This window comes from Pseudomonas sp. 2FE, from assembly GCF_005503735.1.
In the GTDB taxonomy this organism is placed as follows: Bacteria; Pseudomonadota; Gammaproteobacteria; order Pseudomonadales; family Pseudomonadaceae; genus Aquipseudomonas.
On sequence record NZ_SCMO01000001.1, the window covers coordinates 606,522 to 628,671 of the forward strand.

Sequence of the window (22,150 nt, forward strand, 5' to 3'; positions counted from 1 at the left end):
AAGATCGTCGCGAGCGCAGGTCAGGCAAGGCGCAACGAAGCGAAGCGGAGTAACAGCCGCAGGCTGGCCCGAAGGGCGAGCGCCAGCGAGTCAAACAGGCGAGGAGGCGGAGTCTACAAGTGGTAAATGAGCATTCCGAGCCTGTTTTCAACGCAGCATGGTCAAGCGCAGCAGATATTGAACAGGTTCTAAAATGACAGGCAATAAAAAGGGCTCCCCTAAGGAGCCCCTGGGCTCTCGCCCGCCGCCCGGATGGGGCGTGCATGGTAAAGCGGAGTCGGTGGTCCTTACTATCCGACAGCGTGATCAGCCGACAGCGTGAAGTTCGTTGAGTCGATGGATACCGGCGGTGCCGGTCATGCCGTCCCACTGGTCGCCGCGACCCTCGCGCCAGCCGTTAATCCAGGCTTGGCGTACGGACGGAAGGGTGAATGGACACAGTTCGCGAGATTTACCATGGATGCCATATTGATAACCGCGTAAAAACGCTCGTTCTAAAGGATCACGCTTAAGTCTTCTCATAGGGTGTTGCCCTCACTTGTTGACTGTTATGTCCTATTGGCCCCGTGTCGAGGCCTGGTAGAAAGCTTCTACCAGTGGAACCCGCTTCCGGCGTCGCGGGTCTCCTGCCGTCACCATTGCGGCGTTGGCCTGAGTTGATTTCTAACGAATGACACCGGCCGTGGGAATGATCGTTTTGTCATAAGCGCGTAACGTTTTTAGGAGTGAGGCCATAAGGCTTGACCCGCCGATCCTGGGCTTTTTGCTTAAACTCAGGAGGCATGCGGGTGCAGGCGACTATGAAGTCGTTCTGCCCTCGCGAATGTTTCGCGGCCGCATCCTGTATTTATTCCGACGAAGGGTCGCGTTGTCGCCCTTCGCCGCTTATTAAGCTTTGCCCGGCTGTTCGAAAATTGGACAGAACAGCGCGTAATTGTATCGAACACACTAAGTCTGGCAGCAGGCGCGGCGTGGGGCTTGCTACTAGGCTCCCGGCAAGTTGCAACGCGACCAGACTTGGCTGATATCGAACTCAGGCCTTGGCTTTTGTTCGATAGGCGACCCATCCTGGTGTCGCGGAGCCGTTGGGTAGAACCACGGTTTTTAACCTTGGCGCCGCAGTACAAACTGCCCGCCGCACATTGCTTAGGCACTGGATACCCACATGTCGGATCGTTACGAACTCTTTCTCACCTGCCCCAAGGGCTTGGAAGGGCTGCTCGCTGAAGAAGCAGCAGGCCTGGGGCTGGAGGAAACCCGCGAGCACACCTCGGCGATCCGCGGCTTCGCCGAGCTGGAAACGGCTTACCGCCTGTGCCTCTGGTCGCGCCTGGCCAACCGCGTGTTGCTGGTGCTCAAGCGCTTTCCCATGAGCAACGCGGACGATCTCTACCAGGGCGTACTAGAGGTCGACTGGGCCGAGCACCTGGAGCCGACGGGCAGCCTGGCGGTGGAGTTCAGCGGTAATGGCTCCGGTATCGACAACACCCACTTCGGTGCGCTGAAGGTCAAGGATGCGATCGTCGACAAGCTGCGCACTGCCGCGGGCGAGCGGCCCTCGATCGACAAGCTGAACCCGGACTTGCGCGTCCATCTGCGTCTGGACCGCGGCGAAGCGATTCTCTCGCTCGACCTCTCCGGTCACAGCCTGCACCAACGTGGCTATCGCCTGCAGCAGGGCGCGGCGCCGCTCAAGGAAAACCTCGCTGCGGCGATTCTGATCCGCGCGGGTTGGCCGCGAATTGCCGCGGCGGGCGGTGCGCTGGCGGACCCGATGTGCGGTGTCGGTACTTTTCTGGTGGAAGCGGCGATGATCGCGGCGGACATCGCCCCGAACCTCAAGCGCGAGCGCTGGGGCTTCTCGGCCTGGCTGGGGCATGTGCCGGCGTTGTGGAAAAAGCTCCATGCCGAGGCCCTGGCCCGCGCCGAAGCTGGGTTGGCGAAGCCGCCGCTGTGGATTCGTGGTTATGAGGCCGATCCCCGGCTGATTCAGCCGGGGCGCAACAATATCGAGCGCGCCGGGCTGTCGAACTGGATCAAGGTTTACCAGGGCGAAGTGGCGACTTTCGAGCCGCGTCCGGATCAGAATCAGACCGGGTTGGTGGTCTGTAACCCGCCCTATGGCGAGCGCTTGGGCGATGAAGCGAGCCTGCTGTACCTCTACCAAAACCTCGGTGAGCGTCTGCGTCAGGCCTGCATGAATTGGGAGGCGGCGGTGTTTACCGGTGCGCCTGATCTGGGCAAGCGCATGGGTATTCGTAGTCACAAGCAGTACGCGTTCTGGAACGGCGCGCTGCCCTGCAAGCTGTTGCTGATCAAGGTGCAGCCCGAGCAGTTCGTCACCGGTGAGCGCCGCACTCCCGAGCAGCGCGAACGCGAGCGTGAACAGGCCGCGTTAGGCCAGTCGGAGCCAGAGGTTGACAACAGAAAGGTTGACAACAGAAAGGTTGAAAACCAGCAGGCGCCAGCGCTAGTCGAGCAGGCGCGCTTGAGCGAAGGCGGGCAGATGTTCGCCAATCGTCTGCAGAAAAACCTTAAGTTGTTGGGTAAATGGGTTCGCCGTGAAGGTGTCGACTGCTATCGCGTGTATGACGCCGATATGCCGGAATATGCCCTGGCGATCGATCTCTATCACGACTGGGTACACGTGCAGGAATACGCAGCGCCGCGCTCGATCGACCCGGAGAAGGCCCAGGCTCGTCTGTTCGATGCGTTGGCGGCGATTCCCCAGGCGCTCAATGTCGACAAGGCGAAAGTCATCATCAAGCGCCGAGAGCGCCAGAGCGGCACCAAGCAGTACGAGCGTCAGGCGACTCAGGGGCGTTTTACCGAGGTCAGCGAGGGCGGGGTGAAGCTGCTGGTCAACCTCACCGATTACCTCGACACCGGTCTGTTCCTCGACCATCGCCCGCTGCGCTTGCGCATCCAGCGTGAGGCCGCCGGCAAGCGCTTCCTCAACCTGTATTGCTACACCGCCACGGCCACCGTGCATGCGGCCAAGGGCGGGGCGCGTAGTACCACCAGCGTCGACCTGTCGAAGACTTACCTCGACTGGGCGCGGCGCAACCTGGCGCTGAACGGTTTCTCCGACAAGAACCGCCTGGAGCAGGGTGACGTGATGACCTGGCTGGCGGCGGATCGCGAGGAGTACGACCTGATCTTTATCGACCCGCCGACTTTCTCCAACTCCAAGCGCATGGAGGGGGTGTTCGACGTGCAGCGTGACCACGTCGAGTTGCTCGACCTGGCCATGGCGCGCTTGGCGGCCGGTGGGGTGCTGTATTTCTCCAATAACTTCCGCAAATTCCAGCTCGATGAAGGCTTGGCGGCGCGCTATGCGGTGGAGGAAATCAGTGCGACAAGTCTGGACCCGGACTTCGCGCGCAATGCGAAGATTCATCGGGCCTGGCGCTTGACTGCGCGTTAAGCACGAATTGTCGTGAGGCATTTAAAAGGCCGCACTGCGTAAAGCAGGGCGGCCTTTTTAGTGGTGCGCCTGGGCTCAGCGCTGTGCGGTGTTAGCGCTGGCTTTCGGCTGGCGGTACAGATCGACCAGTACCTGATCGAGGATCGCCGAGGCGCCCCACGGCCGTGGATCGTTGAGAATGGCGACGACCGCCCAGCTATTGCCGTTGCTGTCGCGACTGAAGCCAGCGATGGCGCGCACGGTGTTCAAGGTGCCGGTTTTGATATGCGCTTCGCCCGCCATAGGCGTGCGTTTCAGGCGTTTACGCATGGTCCCGTCCATCGCGACCAGGGGCAGGGAGCTGATGTATTCGGCGGCGTAGGGGCTCTTCCAGGCGGCTTGCAGCAGGGTGGCCATTTCCCGTGCGCTGACCCGTTCCGCGCGCGACAGGCCGGAGCCGTTCTCCATCACCAAGTGTGGCGCGGTAATGCCCTTGCGGGCCAGCCACTGACGGATCACTCGCTGTGCAGCCTTAGCGTCGTCGCCATCCTCGGCGTTCCGAAACCGTGCGCCGAGGCTGAGGAACAGTTGCCGGGCCATGGTGTTGTTACTGTATTTGTTGATGTCGCGGATGATTTCCACCAGATCGGGGGAGAAGGCCCGCGCGAGTAGGGTGGCGTTCTTCGGTACGGCGTCAATGCGGTCTTTGCCGAGGATGCTGCCGCCCAGCTCTTGCCAGATGGCGCGCACGGCGCCCGCGGCGTAGCCCGGGTGATCGAGTAACGAGAGATAGGCCTGCGTGCTACAGCCTTCCGCCAGCTGCCCGGTGACGACCAGCGTAGTGCCGTCGAACTGGCTGACCGGGTTGAAGCGGACATTGCCCGTGCACTTGCCTTTGCCCAGGGCCTTCACGCGGTTGTCGATACGCACGTTGGTCAGCGGTGGTTCCATGGCCACGCTGACCTTGCCGCCTTCGGCGCGGCTGATCAGGCGCACGGCCTTGAGGTTGATCAGCAAGGAGTCCGGGCCGACCAGGAACGGCTTGTTCTCGTCGCCGCCATCGTCATCGAAGGTCGGCAACTGCGGTTGCATAAAGTGGCTGCGGTCGAGCACCAGATCGCCGGTGACCTGCTGTACGCCATTGACGCGCAGGTCGCGCATCAACAGCCAGAGTTTCTCCATGTTCAGCTTGGGATCGCCGCCGCCCTTGAGGTACAGGTTGCCGTGCAGCACCCCATTTTTCAGCGGGCCGTCGCTGTAGAACTCGGTCTTCCACTGGTGGGTCGGGCCGAGCAGCTCGAGCGCGGCGTAGGTGGTGATCAGCTTCATGGTCGACGCTGGGTTGACCGACACGTCGGCATTGATCAGCGTCGGCGTGCCGGGGCCGTTGAGCGGCAGCAACACCAGGGAGAGGGAGTCGTTGCCAATTTTGCCGGCTTTCAGCGCCTTCTGAATCAGGGGCGGCAGGGTGTTGTTGATCGGCGCCGCGGTGACAGGCAAGGCGATTGGCAGCAGCAAGCTGGCGAATGCCAGGTGACGAAGTGTTTTGATCATTGGCAGAAACCCTTCAGGCAAGGGCCAAAAAAGAAAGATGACATGAAGAAAGATGACATGGTCGCGGGTTCCCACAGCAGTTTGGGAAAGTGCTACGCATTATGCCCGAAGCCCAAGGTGCTTGCGCCGCTCTGCGACTAGCGTAAGGCGCTATTTTCTGCGGGCAGGTGAAGTCGCCTGCGGCAGAGAGTCGGGCAAGTCGGTGGCTAAACTGCTAAAGTGCCGCGCGTTATCACTCTTGAGGATTGTTCCATGGCTACTAACCGTTCCCGCCGTCTGCGCAAAAAACTCTGCGTGGATGAATTCCAGGAGCTGGGTTTTGAGCTGAACCTGAACTTCAAAGAAGATCTGGCCGACGAGGCCGTTGACGCTTTCCTCGACCAGTTCCTGGGTGAAGCCATGACCGGCAATGGTCTGGGTTATGTTGGCGGCGATGACTATGGCCTGGTATGCCTGGCTAAGCGTGGCTCGGTCAGCGAAGAGCAGCGTGCCGCGGTCGAAGCTTGGCTGAAGGGCCGTAGCGAAGTGACTGACTTCACCGCTAGCCCGTTGATCGACGTCTGGTACCCGGACAACGCGATCAACTCGCAACACGCGTAACACCAAGGGGGCCATATGGCCCCCTTGGTGTTACGCTACTCCCTGGCCGTCAAACTCAGGGCGGCGTCTTCTTTTGCCGACCCTGCACCAGTTTGTAGGCGACGTAGTACTTGTAGATATTGCCGACGTAATCCACCGTCTCGCGGCCCACCACGCGGGCGGCGGCGTGCTCGACGTTCTGGAACCAGATGTTCGGGTCGAGCCCGGACTTCTCCGCCAGCCGCCTGAACTTGCGCAGATTGCCCGGGCCGGCGTTATAGGCGGCGAAGGTCATCAGGGTCTTGTTCGTCGGAGTCAGTCCGGGGTCGTTCAGATACTTGTCGGCGAGCAGGCGCATGTACTTGCTGCCGGCCTCGATGTTCTTGTCCGCGCTCTTGTCTACGCCTTTAATCGCCACGCTCGGGTCCGCCGCGGTGCTCGGCAGCAGCTGCATCACGCCCACCGCGCCACGTGAGCTGCGCGCGCCCTGATCGAGCTGGGACTCCTGAAAGCCCTGGGCCATCAGCATCAGGTAGTCGAAGCCGTAGCTGTCGGCGTGTTTGCGGAACAGCCCGAGCATTTCGTTGAACTTCTGCAGCTCGGCTTCCGAGGTGGCATTGAGCACCCGCTTGGGATTGTTCGCGTACTTGCGCACCAGGGTATTGCCAAAGGCGGTGCCGACCCCGTGCTGTTTGACGAAGCCGGCGAGTAGCTCTTTCAGCTTCGGGCTGTTCTTGCGGATGGCCCAGGCGATCTCAGCATCGGCCTTCAGGTAGAACTCGTCGTGGACGACCATGTCCTGGTACAGCGGCTGCCAGATGCCGGCGATATAGCGGTCGACCACGGTGGCGTTGATCAGTCCGGCGTTGACCATTTCCAGCAGGTCTTCGGACTCCAGGTTTTCATCGGCCGGCAGGACCTTGATCGGCTGGAGCCCCTGTTCTTTGAAGCGCTGGTTGAGCGCATTCAGGCTTTCGAAGTAGCTGCTGGAGGCGCGCACCATGATTTCCTGGCCGGACAGCTCCTCCAGTTTGCCGACCGGCTTGCTGTTGGGGCTGCTGACCAGGGCTTCGCGGATACCGCTGGCGAAGGGATCGGCGAAGTCCACGGTCTGCAGTCGGCCCTGGGTGATGGTCAGGCCGCCGGCGGCGATATCGCCAAGGCCCTCCAGCAGGCTGGGCATCAGCTTGTCGCGGGCCATCGGGATAAACATCACCCGCCAACGCAGCGCTTTACCCTCGAGCGGGTATTTCCGATTTAGCCAGGTTTCCAGGGCCTTGCCCGACTCGTAGGCGCTCCCGCCCTCGCGGCCGCGGTCGACGTAGTAGAAGGTCTTGCTGTAGGGCACCAGCACCCTGATCAGGCGGCGTTTGCGCATGCCGTCGAAGTCGCCGATCCAGGCATCCGGCACCGGCAGCACCATGGCGTCGACTTCGGCTTCCTCGGCGCGGGTCAGCTCGGGGCTGGGTAGTTCGTCGGCGGCCCAACCGGTCAGGGCCAAGCAGCTGATGGCGATGATCATGAACAGGCGCATCGCATCGCGGCACCAGGCGGGGCATCCACGCATGACGTTGCTCCAGAACTCGTGAGAACGGGCCGACTGCCAACCCCCAGTCGCGCAGACCGGTCACATCAGCTTAGTCCGGCCCTGGTGAGGATGCTGATTGGGTCGACCGCATCGATTTGCTCCGACTTGCACCAGCGCTTGCCAGTAACTGCCCCCGACATCGCGCTTGAAGAGCTCGAAGCGCGTGCGTATTTCGTGGATGCGCTGGTAGAGGGTTTAGGGCGCGTCTGGCGCCGGAGTGGGGTGTTTTGCCAGATACTGCCGCAGGCCGTATATCAACAGGGCCACCGACAAGGCTATGGCGACGCCGGTTAAGGAGTTGAACAGCCGCACCTGCGCCAGGTGCCAATCCTGCGACAAGCTTTCGGCCAGGAGTACGAAACACAATGTGCTCTGCAGCACGAACAGGCCGTAGTTATGGGATTGGAAGGTACGGCTCAGGACAATCAGCGGCAACATGGTGGCCACCATCAGCGGCGGGCTTTGCAGGCTGTGGCCGAGATAAATCAACAGAGCTGCCGCGCAGAGGCTGGCGAGGCTGGCTTGTAGGGCGCGCACCAGGCTGCCTTGGAACTCCAGCTGCAGGGTGGTGATCACCGTCAGGGTCAACCAATAGCCGCGCGACAGCTCGGCCAGCTCGACCGTCAGGCCAGCCAGGGCGAAGGCCAAGGTGCTGCTCAGTGCGTGCAACCGCCACTGTTGTTGCGGTAAGCGCCGGGCATGCCGGCGCAGCACTTTCAACAGACCTAACAGCCGTGGCATGCGCGGCCACATGCGTAAGCCGTGCAGGCCGCGCAGACCGAAGGCGAGCAGAGTGACCCAGAGCCCGCCGAGGATGAACAGCATGCCCACTGCATAAGGATTATTCAGGTTGCCAAGGCCATGTTGGCCTTGCCCCAGGCAGAGGCACAGCGCGAGGCCGAGGCCGAGCTTGCCGGCTTCCGCACCGAAACGTTGCAGCCAGGCCAGCAGGAAGCCGTAGCTGGAGAACAGCGCCAAGCTGATCAAGGGCTGATCCGCGCCCCAGAACCCCAGGCCAGCACTCCAGGCCCCGAGCCCGGTCAGCAGCAACATGCGCAACATGCCGAAGCGCTGTAGCGGATTAGCCTGAGCCGCTAGAAAGGCCCCCGCCGAGGTCCAGAGAAAACCTGGGTGGGCGCTGAGCAGGCCCAGTAACAAGGGCAGGGCGCAGCCAAGGCCGGCGACCATGGCCGGGCCCCAGGCCGGCGGCCCGGAATGCCAGTTGAAGGCTTGCCGCAAGACCTTACGCATCATCAGCAATCTCTAAAAGTTGCCAAAAGCCACTCGGGTGATTCCCCTGTCTAGCATAGGTGTCGCTCGGCGCTGTCACCCCCAACACCACGCCACCTCACACCGGGCTGGAGCGCCCAGTCATCTCCCGCGCCATTTCCGTGGCGTAGCTGTCAGTCATCCCGGCGATAAAGTCGATCATGCGCAGGAAGGCTTTGTGCAGCGGCCAGGCTGGGTCCGGAGCGTTATTGCCGAGCAGATCGAGAATGCGCCGATGCTTGAACGACGGCGTGCGCCCGCCCTGTTGCTCCAGCGCCGCGCCGCAGAAGGCATTCAGCAGAATTTCCAGGGTGGTGTAGGCGCCGATCTCATGCAGGGTCTTGCGCTTGTCCTGGAAGATTTTCTCCCGCGCCATATTTTTTGCACCCAGTACGCAGCGCTTGGCTGGGCCGTGCATGTGCTCGACCAGATCGCCTGGCAAGGTGCCGGCGAGCAGCGCATCCTGCTGCTCGACAAAGGCCCGGGCGGCGGCGTTGGTCAGGTGTTCGATGGCCTTGCCGCGGAGGATCGCCAGCTTGCGTCGGCGTGAGTCCTGCGGGCCCAGTTGGCGGTAAGTTTCCGGCAGATCGTCACCGACCAATCCGAGCAATACGGACTCCACCTCGGCGTAGTCGAGTAGTTCCATCTCCAGGCCGTCTTCCAGGTCGATCAGGCCGTAGCAAATGTCATCCGCCGCCTCCATCAGGTACACCAGCGGATGGCGCGCCCAGCGCTCGTCCTCTATCTGCGGCAAGCCGAGCTTGTGGGCGATCTGTTCGAGCAGCGGCAGTTCGCTCTGGTAACAGCCGAACTTGTGCTTCTTATAGCCAAGGGCCTCGGCGTGACGAGCGGTCCAGGGGTATTTCAGATAAGTGCCGAGGGTCGCGTAGGTCAGCCGCGTGCCCCCATCGAACTGGTGGTATTCCAGTTGGGTGAGTACGCGAAAACCTTGGGCGTTCCCCTCGAAGTTGAGGAAGTCGCGCCGCTCGGCCTCGCTCATCGCCTCCAGCCAGCCGCGCCCGGCGGCCTGTTGGAACCAGTGGCGGATGGCGTCTTCGCCGGAGTGGCCAAAGGGCGGATTGCCGATGTCGTGAGCCAGGCAGGCGGACTGCACGACCATGCCCAGATCACTCGGCTCGCACCAATCGGGTAGGGCATCACGGATCATCTCGCCGACCCGCATCCCCAGCGAGCGGCCGACGCAACTGACCTCCAGCGAGTGGGTCAGGCGGGTGTGGATATGGTCGTTACTGGAGACCGGATGCACCTGCGTCTTACGGCCCAGGCGGCGAAACGCACCGGAGAAAATGATCCGATCGTGATCTTTGTGAAAAGGGCTGCGGCCCAGTTCATTAGCGCTATGCGCGGGTTTGCCGAGACGTTCACGGTTAAGCAGTGTTTGCCAGTCCAAGGCCTGTCCTCGCCGTTCAGTGGCTGATGGCCCTAGCTTCGGGGTTCCGGCGCTTGGCTGCAAGTCTCCAGGCTTCGCCGTGGCATTAGGCCTGGCGTATAGGCACTGTCTTGTCGACGCTCAATCTGGCCGCGGGTGGCGAGCGGCGTGTAGCGTTGCTAAGGTCAAATCAAGGTGCGAATGGAGGCATCCCGCCAGTACTGGGGGTTGTTTCGCTAGTTTGTGTTTCTCCCCATATGCACCCCCCTACATGGGCGGAGCCACTAAAGCAGCTCGGTGAGCTCGATGTTAGGTGCTGGATAAAGCGGTTTTCTCTCAACAGGAGGCTGTATGAATAATGCAATCGTCTTGGTCGCGCGGCTGTTCCTCGCCCATATTTTCCTGCTCGCTGGCTTGGGCAAGCTCGGTGCCGGTTACGCAGGCACGCAGGGCTATATGGAGAGCATGGGCGTACCCGGTGCGCTGCTGCCGTTGGTGATCGCGCTGGAAATCGGCGCTAGCCTTGCAGTGATCATCGGCTTTCTTACCCGCTGGGCCGCTCTGGCGCTGGCTGGATTTTGTCTGGCGGCGGCGCTGATCTTTCATCGCAACTGGAGCGATGAAATGCAGATGATCATGTTTATGAAAAACTTCGCCATAGCTGGCGGTTTTCTTCTGCTCTACGTGCAGGGGGCTGGCGCCTTCAGTGTCGATGCTTGGCGCGCCAAGTAAGAGTTTCCAGCCGGCGCCGAACGCCTGTGGCGTTTGGCGTCGATTGGACTTGGGAGTTAGCAAACGCGGTATCCGTAGGCTGGGTTTCGCCAAAAGCGGCTCTACCCAGCCTACGCTCGAGTTTTGCGCTATCGCTACAACCCCGCCGCATCAATATCCAGCAGCAACAACCGTCGCCCATTGTCGATAAATTGCCCGGTCGTCAGGCAGTACGGGTTGCCGATCGCGTCGCGATAGGTCGTGGAGAGGATCAGTGGGCGTTCGTCCCAGCCTTCGGCGAGTAGTTGATAGAAGTAGGGGCGCGAGGATCAGTTGTGGCCGAGTTCGGTGATGTCGAACACCACGCGTTCGGGCGGCACGCCTTGCTATTCAAGTTGTTTGCGGTTGGGCCGGGGCCGGTTGGGACGCAGGCGGCCGATCCGGCGCGGGGAGAATTCAGGCCGATGTCTCCGTTGCTGGCTTCGTCAGGGGGCGAGTCCGCTGCGAAGCCGAGGGTTCCTGCGAACCGTGCTGGTACAACGATTGCATTGCGCTGGTGCATAACGGAAGCAAGGCGCCCTTTGTTTGGGCATTTCGGTTGATTGGATAAGTCCGCAAACCTTGCTTCAACTAGATGAAAAATAAAGAAAAAGACTAAAAACTCGAGTTTCCTGCCAATACCGCTTGTACCAAAACGGGTCGCTCTATTGGGCTTATTTGGTGCATGCAAGCATCAGGATGGTGCGTAATTGGTTGAGCTGAGCTGCTTTGGTGCTTTTTCCTTTGCCGCCGGAGTCATCTTCGCCGATGGAAAATCTCAATAGTGCCGTGGAAACCCTGGTTCACGGTTCCAATACCCTGTTCATCTTGCTCGGCGCCGTGATGGTGTTGGCTATGCACGCCGGCTTCGCCTTTCTTGAGGTCGGTACGGTACGCCAGAAAAACCAAGTCAACGCGCTGTCGAAGATCATCTCCGACTTTGCCGTGTCGACCTTGGCCTACTTCTTTATCGGCTATTGGGTGGCTTACGGGGTGACCTTCCTGGTGCCGGCGACGGCGCTGACGGCGGACCACGGTTATGCGTTGGTGAAGTTCTTCTTCCTGCTGACCTTTGCCGCGGCGATTCCGGCGATCATCTCCGGAGGCATTGCCGAACGCGCCAAGTTCGGCCCGCAGCTGTGCGCGACGGTGCTGATCGTGGCCTTCATCTATCCCTTCTTCGAGGGCCTGGTGTGGAACGGTAATTTCGGCCTGCAAGCCTGGCTGGCCGCGCGCTTTGGCGCGAGCTTCCATGACTTCGCCGGTTCAGTGGTGGTGCATGCGATGGGCGGCTGGCTGGCCTTCGGCGCGGTGACGCTGCTGGGCAGCCGCGATGGCCGTTACCGTGAAGGCCGCCTGGTGGCTTTCGCGCCGTCGAACATTCCATTCCTGGCGCTGGGTTCGTGGATTCTGATTGTCGGCTGGTTCGGCTTCAACGTGATGAGTGCGCAAACCCTGGCGGGTGTCAGTGGCCTGGTGGCGGTCAACTCGCTGATGGCGATGGTCGGCGGCACCGTGGCGGCGTTGTTCGTGGGGCGTAACGACCCGGGCTTCCTGCACAACGGCCCCTTGGCCGGTCTGGTGGCGATCTGCGCCGGTTCCGATCTGATGCACCCGATTGGTGCGCTGATGACTGGGGTGATCGCCGGCGGCTTGTTCGTTTGGGCGTTCACTGCGACTCAGGTCAAGTGGCGCATCGACGATGTGCTCGGCGTCTGGCCGTTGCATGGACTGTGCGGCGTCTGGGGCGGTATCGCCTGCGGTGTGTTTGGCCAGGAAGTACTGGGCGGTCTGGGTGGCGTTAGTCTGTTCAGCCAGCTGATCGGCACCGGGCTCGGGGTGCTGGTGGCACTGGCCGGTGGCTTCCTGGTCTATGGCTTGTTGAAGGCGCTGCTCGGCATTCGCCTGAGCCAGGAGGAGGAGTACTACGGTGCCGACCTATCGGTGCACAAGATCGGGGCGGTCAGCCAGGACTGAGCCGTTCGCCCCGGAATGAAAAAGCCCGCTCAACTGAGCGGGCTTTTTTCCGTTTGTAGGCTGAGTAGAGCGCAGCGAAACCCAGCATCTTCCGCGCGCTGGGTTTCGGCGTGGCACCTCTACCCAGCCTACATTCAGGTGTTTACCAGAGCGGCAGGCTATAGCTGACGATCAGGCGGTTTTCGTCCAGGTCGTTGCCGAAGTTGGCGCGGGTGGTCGCGTTACGCCATTTCACCCCGAGGTTCTTCAGCGGGCCATCCTGGAGCACGTATGCGATGTCCATGTTGCGTTCCCACTCCTTGCCGTCGGAGAGGGCGGCGCCGCGGTCGACATCAGCGCCGGATAGATAGCGGGTCATAAAGGTCAGGCCCGGAATACCGATGGCGGCGAAGTTGTAGTCGTAGCGAAGCTGCCAGGACTTCTCGTCCTTGTTGGCGAAGTCGCCGATCTGCACATAGTTGACCAGGAAGGGGTCGGTCGCGTTGACATAGGCGAAGCCGGTGTCGCCGCTCATCGACTGATAGCCCAGGCCGAAGGCATGACCACCGAGGCCGTAGGTGAACATGGCGCCGAAGGCCTGGTTGTCGACGTTGCTGCTGCCGTCATCGGTGGAGCGGGCGTAACGCAGGTCGCTCTTCAGCGACTGCTTGTCGGCAATCGGCAGCACATGCACCAAGTTGACGATCTGTTGTTTGTAGAACTGCTCCAGGTTGCCGTAGCTGTATGCGCTGGTCAGCTGGTCATTCCATTTGTAGCTGGCACTGGCGAAGTTGAACTGGTCGCTGGTCAGGCCTTTTTGGAAGACGATGTTGCGGCGGCCGCCAGCGTTGATGGTCATGTCCTCGTAGTCCGAGGAGTCGCGATAGTTGACCTGTTGCAGTTGGCCGGCATCGAGGGTCAGGCCGGCGATTTCCATCGAGTTCAGTTGGCCGCCCTGGAAGGTTTGCGGCATCAGGCGCGAGTCGTTGGCTTGCAGGACCGGCAACTTGGGCATCAAGGTGCCGACTTTCAGGGCGCTTTTCGAGGCGCGCAGCTTGGCGGTCAGGCCAAGCTCCGAATAGTTGTCTTGCGAGCCGCCGGAACGGTCGGGTTCCAGCAGGCCAGTACCGGCGGTGCCGCCACCCGAGTCGAGTTTAAAGCCGGCCAGCCCCTGGGCATCGACACCCACGCCGACGGTGCCTTCGGTGTAGCCGGACTCCATGCGCAGCAGGAAGCCCTGGGCCCATTCTTCTGCTTTGGCTTGGCCCTTGTTGCCGCCTTCCTGGCGGAAATCACGGTTCATGTAGAAGTTGCGCAGCTCCAGGCTGGCTTTGCTGTCTTGGATAAATTCAGCCTGTGCCAGGTTCGGCAGGGTGAGGCTGACGCCCAGGGTGGCAAGAGCCACGGCATGGGCGAGGGGGTGCTCATTATTGAGGGGGCTCATTGTTGTTGTCTTCTCGTGGGTGCGGACAGAGGGGTTGTGACCGAACTGTTACGGCGGGTGGAATAAACCACGAGAGAGACGCTGGGAGCCTTTAGACCTTAGTCGGCAGGCCCCGGATTCAGGACGTTAGCGCGATTAATCATTCGACCCAGTGCGGATAGAAACCCAGCTTTTGCTGCACCTTGGTGTCATGGGCCGGCACTACCGTGAGGTTTGGCTCCTTGGCCATCAGCTGATGCACCTGCTCCAACACCTTGCGCGTGGCATCGCGGTCGTTGTCGACCATATTGCGGCTGATCCAGAATTTTTCTCGGGGGCCGGTAAAGCCCTCCAGGCGCCAGCTGGCGTCGCCGGTAAAGAAGTAGCGGCGGCCGTCTTCCAGAGTCAGAAACAGCCCCACCGATCCTGGTGTGTGGCCGGTTAGCGGTACCAACACCACGCGGCCATCACCGAACATATCCAGGCTGGCCGGGAAGCCCATGAAAGCAGGCGACTGGAAGGTGAAGGGCAGCCATTTCACCGGGTGCTTGAACTGGCTGGGGAGGACCGCCGGCGGCGTCGAGATCTGGCTGAACTCGATTTCCTCGTAGGGCGCCCACACCGGCACTTCCGGGAAATCGGCGAGGCCCGAGGCGTGATCCCAATGGGCGTGGGAGAGCAGGATGCGGTCGATCCGAATGCCGTCCTGGTCCAACTGATCACGCGCTGGCACGACGGGGCCGTACTGTAGCAGCGGCTTGTCCCACATCGGCATCTCGGCGAACTGGCTGTCGATCTGACGCCCCAGGCCGGTGTCGAACAGCAGGGTGGCGGCGTGATGCTCGATCAGCACCGCGACATGGTTGAGGGTGACTTTCTTGGTCCACTGACCACCTTCAACCGTGAAGGCGTCGAGGGTTTCGGCTTCGGCGGTTCTCACCAGGCTGAACCGCAGACCCGCGGCGGCACCGGGCAGGCTCGTCAGGCTCAGCAGGGTGAGTAGTGCAAGGCTCAATAGACGCATGGTTCAGACTCCTTGTACGGGAAGAAAAGGCGAGGCGCTGGGGGCGCCGAAGGCCAGTGGCAAACGCGCTCGGCGCAGGCGCCAACGACCGGGGGTAAGCGCCAACAGACGTTCGGCACCGGCGGGCAGCGTTTGCCCCAGTGCCGCCAGCTGCTGCGGCCAATACAGCTCGGCGCGGGCTTCCAATTGCAGCAGGTCGCCGCTGTCGAAGTCGACGAACAGCAGGCCGCAGCGTGGCTCCAGCAGCAGATTGCCGAGGGTGTTGAAAAGCAAGTTACCGCTGTAGTCCGGCAGCCATAAACGACCGTCGGCGGCCAGGCTGACGAAGCCCGGCGCGCCGCCACGGTGCGACACGTCGACCCCGCCGGCCTGTGGATCGCTGTTATGGCTGGCGATAAACAAGGTGTCGGCCTGAGTCACCAGGGCGAGCCAGCGTTGATCCAGGCCTACACCCAGTTCCAGCGGCCCAGGTTCGCGTGCGACCGCTTGCCAGCTACGGGCCTGGATGTACTTCGGACAGTTGCCGAAGGATTGGGCGACCTCGACGCTAAAGCCCTTGGCATCAGCCGCGATGACTGTCCCGTTCAGCCGATTACGCCGTCGGGTTGGCAGCTCCAAACCGAGCAGGCCCAGGCGCGCACCTGGGACCAGGTTGGTGGCCAGCAGGTCATCGCTTTGCGCTAGGGCATCGATCCGCAGGCGAGTCGGCTCGGGCGAATGGAGAAACCCGGGGGCGCCCCACACTAATGAAGCCTGCGGTTGGCCATCACTCGCCAGGCTGCCGACTAACAGCCAGGGCTGCTGGGCGAAGAACTCGCGGTGTTGTTCCGGCATAAAGCTGCGGATGACCCGCTTGCCGATTTCCTCGACCTTTTCGCGCACGCCGACTTGGGCCTGGACTGCCTGCTCGCCGGGATGGAAGGGACTGTTCATCGCGCAACTGCTCCTGGAATGGCCGTGTTACAGCCCCGGCATGTCGATATAACCCGGCAGTTCGCGCAGGCGGGCGAACCAGCCGTGCAGATGAGCGTAGGGCGTCAGCTCGAGGCCGCCATCAGCCGCCAGTGCTACGTAGGGGTAGACCGCCACATCGGCGATGCTCGGCGCCGTGGTCTGCGCCAGCCACCGGTGTTCCGCCAGGTGGCTGTTGAGCAGTTCCAGCGCTCTCGTGGCTTTGGCGTTTACCGCCACTTCATCAATCGCTACGCCGAACAGCTTGCCCAGGCGTGCCAGGCCGGGGCCGTGCTGTACTTCGTTGGCGGCAAAGCTCAGCCAGCCAGCGATGCGGCCTAGGCTCGCGGGATCGAGCGGGTACCAGTGTTCATCGGCATAGCGCCGCGCCAGGTAAACCAGAATGGCCTGGGAGTCGCCAAGGCTCAGCGAGCCATCTTCCAGCGCGGGCACCTGGCCGCGTGGATTGATGGCGAGGAATGCAGGGCGTTTGTGTTCGCCGCCGCGGAGATCGACGCTCACTCGCTCGGCGCGTTGGCCGATCAGACTGAGAAAGAGGCGCACTTTGTAGCAGTTACCGGACAGGTCAAAGTCGTGAAGCCGCATCGCAATTCTCCATGAGTGGGCGGTGAACTGGATATTAGACAGACAGGTCTGTATATTTCAAGCGACAATTTTGCTCGATTGCACTGAGTGCGACTTTGAGCTGGTTGCGCGGCTTGCGCATAATGGCCAGAGCCTAGGAGGCCTTACATGGCAGCAAGTAAACGTGATCAACTGGTCAGTACCGCGCTAGAGCTGTTCTATCGCGAGGGTTATCACGCCACGGGCATCGACCGCATCCTGGCCGAGTCCGGGGTGGCGAAAATGACCCTGTACAAGCACTTCAAGTCGAAGGATGAGCTGATCCTGGCGGTGTTGGACTCGCAGCATCGGCAGATCTGCCAGCGCATGCAGCTCGCGCAAGAGAGCCTGCCGCCACGCGAGGCGATCCTGCGTACCTATGACGGTCTGCACCTGTGGTTGAGCGAGAAGGGCTTTTGCGGTTGCCTGTTTGCCCACGCCGCCGCCGAGTTCTCCAACCGGGAGCACCCGATTCACCAGCAGGCGGCGCTGCACAAGCGTTTCGTCTGCGACTACTTCCTCGCGGCGCTGCAACGTCTGGGGGCGATTGAGCCTGAGCGCTTGGCGCGACAGCTGCAGTTTCTCTTTGAGGGCGCCTTGAGCATGGCCCACCTGCATGGCCCGGCCGAACAGGCGTTGGAGGCCAAGGCGGCGGCGGAGCAATTGCTCGAGGCCGCGGGCGTTTAACTGTTCAGCTGTTTAACTGGCTAGCTCAGGCCGCCGAGCAGGCGCGCCTCACGGCTTTCCAGCGCCCAATGGGCCGGACAGCACCACCGCCAGCAGCCGTGGCCGGTTCAGCCGCCTGAGGCAAATGCTAAACTGCGCGTCTCACTCCTTTGCGAGACGCGATCATGCTTCCCGAATGCCAACTGTTCGGCACCCTTGGCTGCCATCTCTGTGAAGTCGCTGAAACCTTGCTGATGCCCTTTGTCGAGCACGGTCTGCTGGTCGAGTTGGTTGATATCGCCGAGCACGAAGACTGGGTCGAACTCTATGCCTTGCGCATCCCCGTATTGCGCCGTTGCGATACCGGGGCCGAACTCAACTGGCCGTTCGAGGCGGAGCAGGTGGTGGCGTTTTTACGCTGAAACAATCTACGCCGAACAACACCAGCCAGTTACGCCCGCGGGCCCGAGCGGCGACGTGGCGGTGGCGGCTGATCCTGAAGAACCTCGGCGACTTCTGCGGCCTGCTTCTCGCTGGTGAAGGGGCCAGCTATCTGTTCTTCATTGGCTGTGCATACCCACCAGTTGCCGTCACTGGCTTGGCTGATGAGATAGCCGTTTACGGTTTTTCCTACTGTCATCGGTGTGTCCCGCGCATTGAGTCTAAAGGTGTGTAAAAGGTTGCAGAGTAACGACAGCGTTGTCGCGGATGCTGTCATTGCGCTGTACCGGTCGGCGGCTTTCTTGCTTGAAAAGTGTGGCAGGCCGCCGGTGTCAGTAAAGGCGAATCGCAGCCAATAAAAAACCCGCCGTGAAGGCGGGTTTTTTGGGGATTTGGTCGGAGAGACAGGATTCGAACCTGCGACCTTCTCGTCCCGAACGAGACGCGCTACCGAGCTGCGCTACACTCCGAATTGGCAATAATTCTACCGAAAAAGTTTTGTTGCACAAGGGGTTAGCTAGATTTTTTTATCGGAGCAGGCGTTTGCGCTGCTGCGCCGGGGGAGAACGCCAGTATTCATGCGGGATGCGTGGCTCGCCATGAGTCATTCGATGCACGATCGGGTGACTCATGACTGCCGGTCTTGCTTAGAGTTCTTTGACGGTGCGGACTTGGTCTTTGTTGACCTTGACGTGTTTACCATCCAGTTGTTCGAACTCGTAGAAGCCATCGTCCTCGTTGAATTCCGGTTGATCCACGGATTGAATCTCGCGGCCATCGTTCAGGGTGATCACCGACGGTAACTTGCAGCCTGTGCCAGCAGTTCTGGAGTGTTCAGGTTGGCCAGGCGTGGGTCCTGCGCCGGGCAATCCAGGGCCACTGCGCCGAGCGCGAGCAAGACATGGCGAGGGCCGCGATCACCGGCTTGCCAGGCGTTTTCCACGGCTGGTGCCAAGGCTCTCGGTAGTAGGCAGAACAGCGGCTCCCATTGACCGCCCTGACGTAGCATCAGCGGCTTTTCCGGTTGGGCGGCGGCGGTTTCGCGCATGGCTTGGAGCAGGGCGAGATCAAGCAAGGGTGCATCGCAGGGCAGCACCAACAGGAACGGCTGGCGCGCGACCGCCAGGCCTGCGCGGATGCCGGCCAGCGGGCCGGGGAAGTCCAGGCTGTCGTCCTGCACCAGGCGGTCGGCATAGGGCGCGTAGCGCTCGCCGTTGCGGTTGCAGGAGATGATCAAATCATCCGTCAGCGGCCGGGTCAGCGCATGCAGGTGGGCGATCAGCGGCTTGCCGCGCCACTCCAGCAGGCCTTTGTCGCGCCCGCCCATGCGTTGCCCGCGCCCGCCGGCAAGCAGCAGTATGGAGCAGGCGGGCAGGGCGATAGAGTCGGTCATAACGGCGCTCCTGGCGCGGGAATAGCGAGGGCTGTGATATAACACCGGCCTGCCCCTCTCACAACCGGATTGAGCCTATGAACCACAAGGCTGAAGCACCCTTTGTGCCGCTGAACATCGCTGTTTTGACCGTCAGTGACACCCGCTCCCTGGAAACCGATACCTCTGGCCAACTCTTCGTCGATCGCCTCACGGTTGCCGGCCATAACCTCGCCGCACGGGTCTTGCTCAAGGACGATCTGTACAAGATTCGTGCGCAAGTCGCGACCTGGATCGCCGAAGACAGCGTGCAGGTGGTGTTGATTACCGGCGGCACCGGCTTTACCGGCCGCGATAGCACCCCGGAAGCCATAGCCTGTCTGTTGGACAAGCAGGTCGATGGTTTTGGCGAGTTGTTTCGGCAGATCTCGGTAGCCGATATCGGCACCTCGACGATTCAATCTCGGGCGCTGGCCGGCTTGGCCAATGGCACGCTGGTCTGCTGCCTGCCGGGCTCGACCAACGCCTGCCGCACGGGTTGGGATGGCATCCTGGCCGAGCAGTTGGACGCCCGCCATCGCCCGTGCAATTTCGTCGCCCATCTCAAGCAAGCAGCCGCCTGCGAGCCGCGTGGATGAGTGCCTGCGACCACCCCGGCCTGCTGCCGCTCGAAGCGGCGCTGGAGCGTTTGCTGGCGCTGGCTGAGGCAACGCCGATCAGCCAAAACGAACGGGTAGCGCTGGCCGCCGCGCATGGCCGGGTGCTGGCCGAGCCGTTGGTCGCCAGCCTCGATCTGCCGCCGTGGCCGAACAGCGCCATGGACGGCTATGCCCTGCGTCAGGCCGACTGGCGCGGCGAGCCGCTGGTGGTCAGCCAACGCATCTTCGCCGGCCAGGCGCCTGTGCCGCTGGAACCCGGCAGCTGTGCGCGGATCTTCACCGGCGCGCCGCTGCCAGAGGGTGCGGACAGCGTGGAGATGCAGGAAAACGCCGAGGTTCTGGCCGATGGCCGAGTGCGTTTTAGCGAGCCGATCAAGCCCGACCAGCATGTGCGTCCGCAAGGGCAGGAAACCCGTATGGGCGAGACGGTGTTGGTCGCGGGTACTCGTTTGGGGGCGATCGAGCTGGGGTTGTCCGCCGCGCTGGGGGCCGCCGAATTGACGGTGGTGCGCCGGCCACGGGTGGCGGTGCTGTCGACCGGTGATGAGCTGATCGAACCGGGGCAGCCGCTCGGGCCTGGGCAGATCTACAACAGCAATCGCATGCTGCTGTGCAGTTGGTTGCAGCAACTGGGCTGCGCGGTGCTGGATGCCGGTATTTTGCCGGACGATCTGCACAAGACCCGCGCCAAGCTAGGCGAGTTGGCGGACGTCGATCTGATTCTGTCGACCGGTGGCGTGTCGGTCGGCGAAGCGGACTTCCTGGGGCATGCGCTGCGCGAAGACGGTGAACTGGCGCTGTGGAAGCTGGCGATCAAGCCGGGCAAGCCGCTGACCTTTGGCCATTTTCGTGGTGTACCGGTGATGGGTCTGCCTGGGAATCCCGCCTCGACCTTGGTGACCTTCGCCTTGCTGGCGCGGCCTTATCTGTTGCGCCGCCTGGGGGTTGCCGAGGTGACGCCGCTGCACTTCCCGGTGCCGGCAGGTTTTGCTTGGCGCAAGCCCGGTAACCGCCGCGAATACCTGCGGGCGCGCTTCGAGCAGGGGCGCGCGGTGTTGTATCCGAACCAGAGTTCCGGGGTGCTGCGCAGCGCCGCCTGGGCCGAGGGCTTGGTGGAAGTGCGTGAGGGGACGACGTTGGCGGAGGGCGATAGCGTTAACTTCATTCCGCTGAGCGAGTTGCTGAACTAGCGCGCCAGGTCGGACGGCGTCTTGGATCGAGGCGGTCTAACGTAGGGTGCGCTGCGCGCACCACAAGCCGCTGGTGCGCACCGGCACAGCCTACGGTTAGCGAAGCTCAGGGAGTCTCTGGCAGCCCGGCTGCTTTGCGCTTAGCCTCGCGGTACTCGCCCGGGGTCACGCCGGTCCAGCTCTTGAAGCTGCGGTGGAACGAGCGCGACTCGGTAAAACCCAAGTAATGGGCGATGTCCTGCACCGGCAGTGTGCTGCGGGTCAGGTAGTGCTCGGCCAGCTCCTGGCGCAACTGGTCGAGGATCTCCTGGTAGCTGGTGCCGGCGTGCTGCAAGTGGCGCTGCAGGGTGCGCACGGTCATCGCGAACTTTTCCGCCACTCGTTCCTTGCGCGGTAAACCATCCTTGAGCAGCAGCCGCAGAGCGTTCTTCACCCGCAGCGGCAGCGGTTCGCCTTCATCCAGCCCGGCCATCAGCGTCAGGGCGTGTTCTTCCAGCGTGCGCAGCAGATTGGCGTCGGCCTGGCGCAACGGCACGTTGAGGTATTCCAGCGGCACCAACAGGGCATTCACGCTCTGCTCGAATCGCACCGGGCAGCCAAATACCGTTTCGTATTCGTCGAGCGTGGTGCCCGCCGGTTGGGCGTGCTCGAACCAGACCTCGCGCGGCGAGTGGTGCATGTCGGCGATCCAGCGCGCATAGAGCAGCCAGGACGTCAGCACGTTCTCGACCATGTGCCGACGGATCTCCGCCGGCTGGTGGCGGCAGGTCCAGATCAGCCGCAGGTGATCGGCGGCCGGTTCCAGGCGGCTGACCCCCATGTCTCCGACCAGTTTCTCGTAGGGCACGATGCGACTCATGGCCTCGCCGAGGGTGGCGCAGTTCATGGTGATGTAACCGAGCACGCTCCACGAACCCGGTTGCACGAAATGCCCGGAATGCAGACCGAACAGCGGATCACCCGAGGCTTGCAGCAGATGGGCGAGGAGTTTCTCGTGGGCTTCGCTGGGCAGGCGCCGGCCGTTGTCATCCAGATCCGCCAGGGTCAGGCCGGCCGCAGCGAGCGCGGCCGCCTGATCCAGGCCAAGCCGTTCGGCATGGCGCAGGTACTTGAGCAGTGCGGGAACTGAGGTGTAGCCCAGAGCGTGCATGGCGTCGTTCTTATTTTGAGGGTCTTGATTGGCGGCTGTCTTGATTGGCGACTGGGGCTGTCTTGATCCGACAGTGACGGCAGACAGCGGCCGGCTAGTATAGGCAGCCAAGAACAGTGTTCGAAACTGGCTATCGACAGCCTGAATATATAAAACGA

The 22,150-nt window shown here is 62.1% G+C and carries 20 protein-coding genes, 1 tRNA gene and 1 pseudogene; 8 read left to right on the plus strand and 14 right to left on the minus strand.

The window, feature by feature from the left end:
* Nucleotides 1–306 precede the first annotated feature (306 nt).
* A complete protein-coding gene (rmf, locus tag FFS12_RS02925; protein ID WP_119954295.1) occupies nt 307–522 on the minus strand; it encodes a ribosome modulation factor in 216 nt (71 codons plus the stop codon).
* Between the two features lie 643 nt (nt 523–1,165).
* Here rmf and rlmKL point away from each other — a divergent pair.
* Nucleotides 1,166–3,427 carry a bifunctional 23S rRNA (guanine(2069)-N(7))-methyltransferase RlmK/23S rRNA (guanine(2445)-N(2))-methyltransferase RlmL gene (rlmKL, locus tag FFS12_RS02930; protein ID WP_137885446.1) on the plus strand — a complete coding sequence of 754 codons (2,262 nt, stop codon included), beginning with the start codon at nt 1,166–1,168 and terminating at the stop codon, nt 3,425–3,427.
* A 75-nt stretch (nt 3,428–3,502) separates the two neighbouring features.
* Here rlmKL and dacB read toward each other — a convergent pair whose 3' ends face one another.
* Entirely contained in the window at nt 3,503–4,960 is a 1,458-nt protein-coding gene (gene dacB / locus FFS12_RS02935) for a D-alanyl-D-alanine carboxypeptidase/D-alanyl-D-alanine-endopeptidase (protein ID WP_137885447.1), read from the minus strand.
* Nucleotides 4,961–5,212: 252 nt separating this feature from the next.
* On the opposite strand from dacB, the gene FFS12_RS02940 reads away from it, so the two are divergent.
* Nucleotides 5,213–5,560, plus strand: a complete 348-nt coding sequence (locus tag FFS12_RS02940) for a YggL family protein (RefSeq protein ID WP_137885448.1) — start codon at nt 5,213–5,215, stop codon at nt 5,558–5,560.
* Nucleotides 5,561–5,615: 55 nt separating this feature from the next.
* Here the strand turns inward: FFS12_RS02940 and FFS12_RS02945 are convergent, their stop codons facing one another.
* The 3 genes from FFS12_RS02945 to FFS12_RS02955 form a co-directional block, all read right to left on the minus strand.
* On the minus strand, nt 5,616–7,061 hold the full coding sequence (locus FFS12_RS02945) for a transglycosylase SLT domain-containing protein (RefSeq protein WP_372239447.1): 1,446 nt from the start codon (nt 7,059–7,061) through the stop codon (nt 5,616–5,618).
* A gap of 261 nt (nt 7,062–7,322) precedes the next feature.
* Nucleotides 7,323–8,378, minus strand: a complete 1,056-nt coding sequence (locus tag FFS12_RS02950) for an FUSC family protein (RefSeq protein WP_137885830.1) — start codon at nt 8,376–8,378, stop codon at nt 7,323–7,325.
* Nucleotides 8,379–8,475: 97 nt separating this feature from the next.
* Complete coding sequence (locus tag FFS12_RS02955; protein ID WP_137885449.1) at nt 8,476–9,807, minus strand: deoxyguanosinetriphosphate triphosphohydrolase; 1,332 nt, start codon at nt 9,805–9,807, stop codon at nt 8,476–8,478.
* 330 nt (nt 9,808–10,137) lie between these two features.
* Between FFS12_RS02955 and FFS12_RS02960 the strand changes: the two genes are divergently transcribed.
* Nucleotides 10,138–10,518 carry a DoxX family protein gene (locus tag FFS12_RS02960; protein ID WP_137885450.1) on the plus strand — a complete coding sequence of 127 codons (381 nt, stop codon included), beginning with the start codon at nt 10,138–10,140 and terminating at the stop codon, nt 10,516–10,518.
* Nucleotides 10,519–10,652: 134 nt separating this feature from the next.
* Here FFS12_RS02960 and FFS12_RS02965 read toward each other — a convergent pair.
* A pseudogene (locus tag FFS12_RS02965) lies at nt 10,653–10,841 on the minus strand (diguanylate phosphodiesterase); the annotation flags it as partial.
* 463 nt (nt 10,842–11,304) lie between these two features.
* Between FFS12_RS02965 and FFS12_RS02970 the strand changes: the two are divergent.
* The gene (locus FFS12_RS02970) at nt 11,305–12,513 is read left to right on the plus strand and encodes an ammonium transporter (protein ID WP_137885451.1); all 1,209 of its coding nucleotides are present in this window, start codon (nt 11,305–11,307) and stop codon (nt 12,511–12,513) included.
* Between the two features lie 142 nt (nt 12,514–12,655).
* Here the strand turns inward: FFS12_RS02970 and FFS12_RS02975 are convergent, their stop codons facing one another.
* The 4 genes from FFS12_RS02975 to FFS12_RS02990 all read right to left on the minus strand — a co-directional run bounded on the left by FFS12_RS02975 (nt 12,656) and on the right by FFS12_RS02990 (nt 16,496).
* Entirely contained in the window at nt 12,656–13,936 is a 1,281-nt protein-coding gene (locus FFS12_RS02975; RefSeq protein ID WP_137885452.1) for an OprD family porin, read from the minus strand.
* A gap of 139 nt (nt 13,937–14,075) precedes the next feature.
* Complete coding sequence (locus FFS12_RS02980) at nt 14,076–14,939, minus strand: MBL fold metallo-hydrolase (RefSeq protein WP_137885453.1); 864 nt, start codon at nt 14,937–14,939, stop codon at nt 14,076–14,078.
* Nucleotides 14,940–14,942: 3 nt separating this feature from the next.
* Nucleotides 14,943–15,872, minus strand: a complete 930-nt coding sequence (locus tag FFS12_RS02985) for a pyridoxamine 5'-phosphate oxidase family protein (protein WP_137885454.1) — start codon at nt 15,870–15,872, stop codon at nt 14,943–14,945.
* 27 nt (nt 15,873–15,899) lie between these two features.
* Nucleotides 15,900–16,496 carry a glutathione S-transferase family protein gene (locus tag FFS12_RS02990; RefSeq protein WP_137885455.1) on the minus strand — a complete coding sequence of 199 codons (597 nt, stop codon included), beginning with the start codon at nt 16,494–16,496 and terminating at the stop codon, nt 15,900–15,902.
* Between the two features lie 147 nt (nt 16,497–16,643).
* Between FFS12_RS02990 and FFS12_RS02995 the strand changes: the two genes are divergently transcribed.
* Together FFS12_RS02995 and FFS12_RS03000 are read left to right on the plus strand one after the other, a co-directional pair.
* Nucleotides 16,644–17,201, plus strand: coding sequence for a TetR/AcrR family transcriptional regulator (locus FFS12_RS02995; RefSeq protein ID WP_137885456.1), 558 nt, complete (start codon nt 16,644–16,646; stop codon nt 17,199–17,201).
* 164 nt (nt 17,202–17,365) lie between these two features.
* A complete protein-coding gene (locus FFS12_RS03000; RefSeq protein ID WP_137817905.1) occupies nt 17,366–17,602 on the plus strand; it encodes a glutaredoxin family protein in 237 nt (78 codons plus the stop codon).
* A gap of 412 nt (nt 17,603–18,014) precedes the next feature.
* Here FFS12_RS03000 and FFS12_RS03005 read toward each other — a convergent pair.
* The 3 genes from FFS12_RS03005 to mobA all read right to left on the minus strand — a co-directional run bounded on the left by FFS12_RS03005 (nt 18,015) and on the right by mobA (nt 19,014).
* Nucleotides 18,015–18,091 (minus strand) — tRNA-Pro (locus tag FFS12_RS03005).
* 177 nt (nt 18,092–18,268) lie between these two features.
* Nucleotides 18,269–18,490, minus strand: coding sequence for a YgdI/YgdR family lipoprotein (locus FFS12_RS03010; protein WP_137885457.1), 222 nt, complete (start codon nt 18,488–18,490; stop codon nt 18,269–18,271).
* Nucleotides 18,412–19,014, minus strand: a complete 603-nt coding sequence (gene mobA / locus FFS12_RS03015) for a molybdenum cofactor guanylyltransferase MobA (RefSeq protein WP_137885458.1) — start codon at nt 19,012–19,014, stop codon at nt 18,412–18,414. The genes FFS12_RS03010 and mobA overlap by 79 nt, the downstream gene beginning before the upstream one ends.
* A gap of 77 nt (nt 19,015–19,091) precedes the next feature.
* On the opposite strand from mobA, the gene moaB reads away from it, so the two are divergent.
* Both moaB and glp read left to right on the plus strand, forming a co-directional pair.
* Nucleotides 19,092–19,631 (plus strand): molybdenum cofactor biosynthesis protein B, encoded by a 540-nt coding sequence (gene moaB, locus FFS12_RS03020; protein ID WP_137885459.1) that lies wholly within the window; start codon nt 19,092–19,094, stop codon nt 19,629–19,631.
* Entirely contained in the window at nt 19,628–20,842 is a 1,215-nt protein-coding gene (gene glp / locus FFS12_RS03025; RefSeq protein WP_137885460.1) for a gephyrin-like molybdotransferase Glp, read from the plus strand. The genes moaB and glp overlap by 4 nt, the downstream gene beginning before the upstream one ends.
* 106 nt (nt 20,843–20,948) lie before the next feature.
* Here glp and FFS12_RS03030 read toward each other — a convergent pair whose 3' ends face one another.
* The gene (locus FFS12_RS03030) at nt 20,949–21,992 is read right to left on the minus strand and encodes an AraC family transcriptional regulator (RefSeq protein ID WP_137885461.1); all 1,044 of its coding nucleotides are present in this window, start codon (nt 21,990–21,992) and stop codon (nt 20,949–20,951) included.
* Nucleotides 21,993–22,150 lie beyond the last annotated feature (158 nt).

Coding starts and splice junctions, on each gene's coding strand:
- FFS12_RS03030 (WP_137885461.1), bottom strand. CDS start 21,992: ATGCACGCTCTGGGCTACACCTCAGTTCCCGCACTGCTCAAGTACCTG.
- dacB (WP_137885447.1), bottom strand. CDS start 4,960: ATGATCAAAACACTTCGTCACCTGGCATTCGCCAGCTTGCTGCTGCCA.
- FFS12_RS02990 (WP_137885455.1), bottom strand. CDS start 16,496: ATGCGGCTTCACGACTTTGACCTGTCCGGTAACTGCTACAAAGTGCGC.
- moaB (WP_137885459.1), top strand. CDS start 19,092: ATGAACCACAAGGCTGAAGCACCCTTTGTGCCGCTGAACATCGCTGTT.
- FFS12_RS02985 (WP_137885454.1), bottom strand. CDS start 15,872: ATGAACAGTCCCTTCCATCCCGGCGAGCAGGCAGTCCAGGCCCAAGTC.
- FFS12_RS02960 (WP_137885450.1), top strand. CDS start 10,138: ATGAATAATGCAATCGTCTTGGTCGCGCGGCTGTTCCTCGCCCATATT.
- rlmKL (WP_137885446.1), top strand. CDS start 1,166: ATGTCGGATCGTTACGAACTCTTTCTCACCTGCCCCAAGGGCTTGGAA.
- rmf (WP_119954295.1), bottom strand. CDS start 522: ATGAGAAGACTTAAGCGTGATCCTTTAGAACGAGCGTTTTTACGCGGT.
- FFS12_RS02950 (WP_137885830.1), bottom strand. CDS start 8,378: ATGCGTAAGGTCTTGCGGCAAGCCTTCAACTGGCATTCCGGGCCGCCG.
- mobA (WP_137885458.1), bottom strand. CDS start 19,014: ATGACCGACTCTATCGCCCTGCCCGCCTGCTCCATACTGCTGCTTGCC.
- FFS12_RS02970 (WP_137885451.1), top strand. CDS start 11,305: ATGGAAAATCTCAATAGTGCCGTGGAAACCCTGGTTCACGGTTCCAAT.
- FFS12_RS03000 (WP_137817905.1), top strand. CDS start 17,366: ATGCTTCCCGAATGCCAACTGTTCGGCACCCTTGGCTGCCATCTCTGT.
- FFS12_RS02975 (WP_137885452.1), bottom strand. CDS start 13,936: ATGAGCCCCCTCAATAATGAGCACCCCCTCGCCCATGCCGTGGCTCTT.
- FFS12_RS02995 (WP_137885456.1), top strand. CDS start 16,644: ATGGCAGCAAGTAAACGTGATCAACTGGTCAGTACCGCGCTAGAGCTG.
- glp (WP_137885460.1), top strand. CDS start 19,628: ATGAGTGCCTGCGACCACCCCGGCCTGCTGCCGCTCGAAGCGGCGCTG.
- FFS12_RS02945 (WP_372239447.1), bottom strand. CDS start 7,061: ATGATCATCGCCATCAGCTGCTTGGCCCTGACCGGTTGGGCCGCCGAC.
- FFS12_RS02980 (WP_137885453.1), bottom strand. CDS start 14,939: ATGCGTCTATTGAGCCTTGCACTACTCACCCTGCTGAGCCTGACGAGC.
- FFS12_RS02940 (WP_137885448.1), top strand. CDS start 5,213: ATGGCTACTAACCGTTCCCGCCGTCTGCGCAAAAAACTCTGCGTGGAT.